Origin of the sequence: Pseudoxanthobacter sp., assembly GCF_036822375.1 — a bacterium.
Taxonomy (GTDB): domain Bacteria; phylum Pseudomonadota; class Alphaproteobacteria; order Rhizobiales; family Segnochrobactraceae; genus Pseudoxanthobacter.
Genome location: NZ_DAISHT010000082.1, coordinates 8,400 through 15,007, shown reverse-complemented (window position 1 = coordinate 15,007; position 6,608 = coordinate 8,400). Strand labels below are relative to the sequence as shown.

The window sequence follows — 6,608 nt, the reverse complement described above, 5'->3', positions numbered from 1 at the left end:
CGACGGCTCAGTTCGGCCAGACGTGAATCAATCGACATAGATTGAACTCCCTTTTTCGTTGCGGCCTCGATGTGTGCCGGCGGTTTCTCGTTCGACCGCCCTGTCGGCACTGACCGGAGTGTGCCACCGATCCTTCGCCGTGCGAAGGGTGTCGGCTCCTCTCCTTATCTCAATTTGGGGCATGATCGGCGCCCTGCAAGGGGACAGATCAAATTCCTTTGCCGGGATCGCCGGCCGCGGCCCGGCCGGGCGCTGCGGCGATGCCGCCGTGCCGGCGGCCAATCCGCCACCTGCCGTTCGCGCCGGCTTCGTGCTAGGCTCATGCACAAGTTCGGGACAGGCCGGCGCGGGCGGCGGCGTCCGGGCGAAGCGTTGAGTGGATGAGCGGCCCTGCAGCGCCGCGGGAACGTGATGGGCAGCGAATGGCGGGCGGAAAGTCGCGTTGCGGGGTCTGCGGCATGGCCGGCGACCTGGTCTGCGGTCTGGGCCGCATGAAGGGGGCGGTCCGGGCCTGCCCCGCCGGTGCCACCGGCTGGAGGCCGCAATGACCGAAGAGGAAGAAACCGCCGCCCGGCTGGAGCTGGCGCGCCTGAGGCAGGAGCACCGCGACCTCGATGCCGCCATTGCCGCGCTGGCCGCTTCCGCCCATGCCGATTTCATTCAGGTGCAGCGGCTGAAGAAGCGCAAGCTGCTGCTGAAGGACCGCATCACCTTTCTGGAAGACCAGATGCTGCCGGACATCATCGCCTGAGGGCGTCGCCCGCGCGCCGTCCCGCCGGGGCGGTGCTTGCGCGGGCGCGCTCTTTCCGTTAATGCCGCCACTTTCCGGCCGTCCGGCGCCCGGAGCGCGGATGGCGGCCTGCCGGCAGGCACGAGGCTTTCAGCGTGCGCGAGGGGATCAGCGTGGTTCAGGAAACCGACGACAAGCCGCGGGTGGCTGTCATCATGGGGTCGACCTCCGACTGGGCGACCATGCGCCACACCAGCGACACGCTGACGGAACTGGGCATCGTGCACGATGTGCGCGTGGTTTCCGCCCACCGCACACCGGACCGCATGGTCGCCTTCGCCAAGGGCGCCCGCGACGAGGGCTTCCGCATCATCATCGCCGGGGCCGGCGGCGCGGCTCACCTGCCGGGCATGGTGGCGGCGATGACGCCGCTGCCGGTGTTCGGCGTGCCGGTGGAATCCAAGGCGCTGTCGGGCGAGGACAGCCTGTTGTCGATCGTGCAGATGCCGGCGGGCATTCCGGTCGGCACGCTGGCCATCGGCCGCGCCGGCGCCGTCAATGCCGCGCTGCTGGCGGTTGCCGTGCTGGCCACGACCGATGCGGAAATCGCCGCCCGGCTCGATGCCTGGCGGGCGGAGCGCACCGCCGCGGTGCCGGACCGTCCGGACATGGACGCCGCCTGAGCCCTCCTGACATTCCGCGCCGGGCGATGCGGCCGGATCGCCGGCGGTGAAGACCTGACCGGCCGGCTTGCGCGGGCCCGTGGCCGCGGCCTCCCCTGCCGGGCGGCCCCGCCCGCCCGATCTGAAGGTGATCCGAGATGAGCCTCGACAGCGCGCCGGCGGAAGCCGGCTCCCCGGCCGGTCCCGTTCTGGCGCCCGGTTCCACCCTCGGCATTCTCGGCGGCGGCCAGCTCGGCCGCATGATCGCGGTGGCGGCCGCGCGCCTCGGGCTTCATGTGCATGTCTATTGCCCCGATCCGCTGAGCCCGGCCTTCGAGGTGGCGACCGCTCACACGGTGGCCGCCTATGAGGACGAGGCGGCGCTGCAGGCCTTCGCCGCGGCGGTCGATGTGGTCACCTACGAGTTCGAGAACGTGCCGGAGCGCACCGCCGCCGTGCTGGCGGCGGCCGTTCCGGTGCGGCCGGGGCCGCGCTCGCTGGCGATCTGTCAGGACAGGCTTTCCGAGAAGACCTTTCTGTCCGGTCTCGGCATTCCGGTGGCCGCCTTCGCGGCGGTCGACAGTGCGGAAGACCTGAAGGCCGCCGCTGTCCGCATCGGCCTGCCGGCGGTGCTCAAGACCCGGCGCATGGGCTATGACGGCAAGGGGCAGACGATCATCCGGGAGGGGTTCGATGCCGGGGCCGCCTTTGCCGCCATCGGCGCCAAGCCGGCCATTCTCGAAGCCTTCGTGCCGTTCGTGCTGGAATGTTCCATCGTGCTGGCGCGCGGGCTCGACGGCACGGTCGTGCCGTTCGACGTGGCGGAAAACCGCCATGAGCACCACATCCTGAAATACACCACCGTTCCGGCGACGGTCTCGGCGGCCACCGCCGCGGCGGCGCGCGAGATCGGCACGAAGGTGGCCGCTGCCCTCGGCCATGTCGGCACGCTGGCGGTGGAGCTCTTCCTCGTGCGCGACGCCGACGGCGAGCGGCTGGTGGCCAACGAGATCGCGCCGCGGGTGCACAATTCCGGCCACTGGACGCAGGACGCCGCCGAGACCTGCCAGTTCGAGCAGCATGTGCGCGCGGTTGCCGGCTGGCCGCTCGGCCGCGCCGGGCTGATTGCGCCGGTGGAGATGGAAAATCTGATCGGCGACGACGCCGGCCGCTGGTCTGCCATTCTGGCCGAACCGGGTGCGCACCTGCACCTCTACGGCAAGGCCGAAGCCCGCCCCGGCCGCAAGATGGGGCACGTCAACCGGCTGAACCCGCCGCCGCGCGGCTGAGAAAGCCGGCTCCGACGACCGGGCGGGTCTCAGGTGAGGCCCAGCCCGTCGGCCAGCAGCTTCAGGCCGATGACGAACACCAGCCACCAGGCGAGGCGGTAGAAGGCGGCCGAGGGCATCGCCTTCACCGTCCAGAACCCGATCTTCATGCCGATCGGGGCCAGCGGCGACAGCACCAGCGAGGTCAGCAGCGTGGTGCGGTCGAGGGTGCCGAGCATCAGGTAGGGCGGCACCTTGATGGCATTGGTGACGAAGAAGAACACCACCGTGGTTGCCACATAGGTGCGGGTTGCCATGCGCTGCGGCAGCAGGTGCACCTGTGCCGGCGGCGCGCCGGCATGGGCGAGAAAGCTGGTGTAGCCGGCCATGGCGCCCCAGAACAGGCCGCGCCCCAGTGTCGGCCTGCGGCTGGCGCGGGCCGCAAGGCGGCTGACGGCGGAAAACCACGCATTGAGTGCGAACAGCACCGAAATCAGCCCCACCATCAGCCGCACGTCGTTGTCGGTGACCGCATGGGCGGTGGCGGCAGCAACGATCGTGCCGATCACGGCGCCGGGCACCATCTGGCGGATGTTGGTGGCATCGAAATCGCGGCGATATTCCCACACGCCGTGGATATCCATCACGATGAGCAGCGGCAGCAGGATGGCGGCGGCCTCAAGCGGCGGCACCACCATGGCCAGCAGCGGCACGCCGAGCAGCCCCAGACCGCCGGCAACGCCGCCCTTGGAAATGCCGATCAGGATGATCGTCGGCACGGCGATGGCATAGAACCACGGATCGGTGATCATCGGAACGCACGCTTCCTTCCCGGACAGGGCCGGTTCGCCCGGCCTCTTGCCCCGCCTCTTGCCCGGCCTTCTGCCCGGTCTGTCCGCCGGGCCATCATGGCCGGTTCCGGCGGCCGGATCCTGCGGTGGCCCGCAGGATCATTCGATCAGGAACGGCCGGTTGGCCGTCGCCGCCGCGCCGCGACCGTCGCGCACGGTCACGAACAGGCGGTAGGCGCCGGGGGCAAGGCCGCTCACGGTTGCGCCGGTGGCATCGCCCTTCACCGCGGCAGGAAACGCCCGCGGGCGGGATTCGGCATCGCCGCCGGTCTTCAGGTCGCGGCTTTCGGCCAGCACCGTCCATTCCACGGTCATCCGGTCGCCGTCGGGATCGCCGACCGCCAGCCGCGCCCGCAGCGGCCGGCCGGCGGGCACCGTATCCCCGCCCTCCAGGGCGAAAGCGGCGATGCGCGGGGCCCGGTCGCCGCCGGGCGTCTGCCCGCCCCACACCGCTGCCATGGCCTCGGCCGTTTCCGTCCACTCGCCGCTTTCCAGAAGCTGGCCGTGCCAGGTCGGCGTCACTTCCTGCTTCTGGCCCCAGAAGAACACGAATTCGCCGGCGCCATCCTTTTCGAGCGCCCGCAGATAGCGCTGCAGCCGGGCGGCCTTGTCGCCGGAATCCGGTTCCACCGCCGCGCCCCACGGCGTCTTCTGCGCGTCCCACTGGCCGAGGGGGCCAAGCTCGGTGACGATCACCGGTCCCTTCCAGCCCTGCGCACGGGCGCGGGCGACGACCGTGGGGATGGCCTCGCCATAAGAATTGACGCCGAGCACATCGATATCCGGCGCCAGCGCCATCAGCCGGCGCACCTTGTCGTCGCCGGTCTCGGCCAGAACGGCCATGGTGGGGTGATCGGGGTCGAGCGCCTTGACGCGCCGCGCCGCCTTGCCGATGGCCGAATAGACCTGATCGGGGTCGGCGGCCTCTGCCTCCACCTCGTTGCCGATGCCCCACAGCAGCAGGGCAGGATGGTTGCGGTTGGCCTGTACGAAGGCTTCCAGCCGGCTCATCTGCCCGGCCACGGCCTTCGGGTCGGAGTAGTCGAAGCCGCGGCGCGGCGGCTCCAGCCAGAAGCCGAGGGCAACCTTCAGGCCCGCCTGCTGCGCCGCGTCCAGCAGCGGCCCGCCGAGATCGCCGTAGGTGCGGATGGCGTTGGCGCCGAGGGTCTTCAGTTCGTCGAGCCGCTCCCAGCCGGCGGCGCCGTGGACCACGAACGGCCTGCCATCGACCACAATGTCACGGCCGTCCACCACCACCGGGCCGGCGGCCGCCGGGGCGGCAAGGGGGCCGAGGGCAAGGGGGCCGAGGGCAAGGACGAGGCTGAGGCCGGCGGCCAGCGCGGCGGGGCGAAGGGGCATGGCAGGTTCCGTTCCGTCCGGAAAGGGGAGAGGGGCTGTTCAGAACAGCCGCGCGCCGTTCGGCACGGCATCGAGATCCGGCCGGATCAGCACCACGGCCCCGTTCTCGTCCGGCAGGCCGAGGGTGAGCACCTCCGACATGAACCGGCCGATCTGGCGCGGGGGAAAATTGACCACCCCCAGCACCTTGCGGCCCACCAGCGTCTCCGGTTCGTAATGCACGGTGATCTGCGCGGAAGAGCGCCGGATGCCGATCTCGGGGCCGAAATCGATTTCCAGCTTGAAGGCCGGCTTGCGGGCTTCCGGATAGGGCAGGGCGGCGACGATGGTGCCGACGCGGATGTCGACTTTCAGGAAGTCGTCGAAGCCGATCGGGGCGGCGGGGGCGGATGCATCGCTCACGGGGGCAGAACTCCGGGCAGGCGGCCGGCGGCAGCGCCGGCCGGGAACAGGGCCGGCCGCGGCCGGCATGGCAACGGGCGAGGGCTCAGGCGACGCGGGTTCCCTGTCGCCAGACGGAAACCACCTGCGGCAGCGTGCCGGGCGGACGGTGCACGCGCACGACGTCGGCGCGCAGCCCCGGCGTCAGGCTGCCGCGGTCTGTGAGGCCGGCGGCCAGCGCCGGCCGGCGGGTGACGAAGCCGACGGCTTCCGACAGGCTGACGCCGACGGCGCGCTCCGGCAGCAGGAAAGCGGCATGGATGAGGCTGAAGGGCACGTAGTCCGACGACAGGATGTCGATCAGGCCCTGTTCGGCCAGTTGCGTGGCCGAGGCATTGCCGGAATGCGAGCCGCCGCGCACCACGTTCGGCGCCCCCATCAGAATGGCGAGGCCCGCCGCACGGGCCGCCTGCGCGGCGTCCGTCGTGGTGGGAAATTCGGCGATGCGCACGCCCTCCGCCACCGCCTCGGCCACATGGGCGGGGGTGGCGTCGTCGTGGCTGGCCAGAATGGCGCCGCCGGCGCGGGCCATGGCGACGAGCTGCGGGCGGTTCACCGCGCCCGCCTCGGCCCCCACCTTCTGGCGATAGGTGACATAGGCTTCCATCTCGTCGTCGCTGAAGCCGGCGCGGGCCTGATAATAGCGCCGGTACTGGGCGAGGTCGACGAACTGGCGCTGGCCGGGCGTGTGGTCCATCAGCGAGGCGAGCCGCACCAGACCGGCGGCAAACAGCGGCCCGGCCTCGGCCACCACGGTTGCTGCCGGCACCTCGCAGCGCAGATGCAGGAAGTGCTCGGCCCGCAGCCGCCGGTCCTTGCGGGCCCGGCCGATGGCATCGGCGAGAATCTGCGTGTCGCGGCCGACGTCGGTGGCATCGGGGTCGGAACCGACGCGCAGCGCATCGAACACCGTGGTGATGCCAGAACCCGCCACCTGCAGGTCGTGGGCCTGCACGGCGGCCAGCGCATCCCAGCGCACGCCCGGGCGCGGCATGTAGTGGCTTTCCAGATGGTCGGTGTGCAGTTCCACCAGCCCCGGCAGCAGATAGTCGCCGGCACAGTCGATTGCGCCGGCCGGCCGCGTCACGCCCTCCTCAACGGCATGGATGAAGCCGTCGCGCACCACCACCGCGCCGTGGACCACCCGTTCCGGCAGGACGAGACGGGCATTGGCGAGCACGAGATCAGGCGGCGACATCACCGGTCTCCTTCTGGGGCAGGCCGCCGGCGGCCGGACCGGCCGGGCGGCAGTTCAGGCGGGCAGTTCAGGCGAAAAAATCAGGCAGGCAGTTCAGGC

Annotated in this window: 7 protein-coding genes; 3 read left to right on the top strand and 4 right to left on the bottom strand. The window is 71.1% G+C overall.

Going from position 1 to position 6,608, the window contains the following annotated elements; all coding sequences use genetic code 11:
* The first annotated feature begins 544 nt into the window (after positions 1 to 544).
* From V7067_RS09725 to V7067_RS09715, 3 genes are all read left to right on the top strand, one after another.
* The gene (locus V7067_RS09725) at positions 545 to 751 is read left to right on the top strand and encodes a DUF465 domain-containing protein (RefSeq protein ID WP_334175697.1); all 207 of its coding nucleotides are present in this window, start codon (positions 545 to 547) and stop codon (positions 749 to 751) included.
* A 134-nt stretch (positions 752 to 885) separates the two neighbouring features.
* Complete coding sequence (purE, locus tag V7067_RS09720) at positions 886 to 1,413, top strand: 5-(carboxyamino)imidazole ribonucleotide mutase (RefSeq protein WP_334175696.1); 528 nt, start codon at positions 886 to 888, stop codon at positions 1,411 to 1,413.
* Between the two features lie 137 nt (positions 1,414 to 1,550).
* A complete protein-coding gene (locus tag V7067_RS09715) occupies positions 1,551 to 2,681 on the top strand; it encodes a 5-(carboxyamino)imidazole ribonucleotide synthase (protein ID WP_334175695.1) in 1,131 nt (376 codons plus the stop codon).
* Between the two features lie 29 nt (positions 2,682 to 2,710).
* Here the strand turns inward: V7067_RS09715 and V7067_RS09710 are convergent, their stop codons facing one another.
* The 4 genes from V7067_RS09710 to V7067_RS09695 all read right to left on the bottom strand — a co-directional run bounded on the left by V7067_RS09710 (position 2,711) and on the right by V7067_RS09695 (position 6,509).
* Positions 2,711 to 3,472 carry a sulfite exporter TauE/SafE family protein gene (locus V7067_RS09710; RefSeq protein WP_334175694.1) on the bottom strand — a complete coding sequence of 254 codons (762 nt, stop codon included), beginning with the start codon at positions 3,470 to 3,472 and terminating at the stop codon, positions 2,711 to 2,713.
* A gap of 138 nt (positions 3,473 to 3,610) precedes the next feature.
* On the bottom strand, positions 3,611 to 4,870 hold the full coding sequence (locus tag V7067_RS09705) for a glycoside hydrolase family 2 TIM barrel-domain containing protein (RefSeq protein ID WP_334175693.1): 1,260 nt from the start codon (positions 4,868 to 4,870) through the stop codon (positions 3,611 to 3,613).
* A gap of 39 nt (positions 4,871 to 4,909) precedes the next feature.
* The gene (locus V7067_RS09700) at positions 4,910 to 5,272 is read right to left on the bottom strand and encodes a tRNA-binding protein (RefSeq protein WP_334175692.1); all 363 of its coding nucleotides are present in this window, start codon (positions 5,270 to 5,272) and stop codon (positions 4,910 to 4,912) included.
* Positions 5,273 to 5,357: 85 nt separating this feature from the next.
* A complete protein-coding gene (locus V7067_RS09695) occupies positions 5,358 to 6,509 on the bottom strand; it encodes an alpha-D-ribose 1-methylphosphonate 5-triphosphate diphosphatase (protein WP_334175691.1) in 1,152 nt (383 codons plus the stop codon).
* Positions 6,510 to 6,608: the final 99 nt, after the last annotated feature.

Bases quoted from the DNA above. Each gene is read 5' to 3' on its own strand.
- V7067_RS09695 (WP_334175691.1), bottom strand. From the start codon at position 6,509: ATGTCGCCGCCTGATCTCGTGCTCGCCAATGCCCGTCTCGTCCTGCCG.
- V7067_RS09725 (WP_334175697.1), top strand. From the start codon at position 545: ATGACCGAAGAGGAAGAAACCGCCGCCCGGCTGGAGCTGGCGCGCCTG.
- V7067_RS09705 (WP_334175693.1), bottom strand. From the start codon at position 4,870: ATGCCCCTTCGCCCCGCCGCGCTGGCCGCCGGCCTCAGCCTCGTCCTT.
- V7067_RS09715 (WP_334175695.1), top strand. From the start codon at position 1,551: ATGAGCCTCGACAGCGCGCCGGCGGAAGCCGGCTCCCCGGCCGGTCCC.
- V7067_RS09710 (WP_334175694.1), bottom strand. From the start codon at position 3,472: ATGATCACCGATCCGTGGTTCTATGCCATCGCCGTGCCGACGATCATC.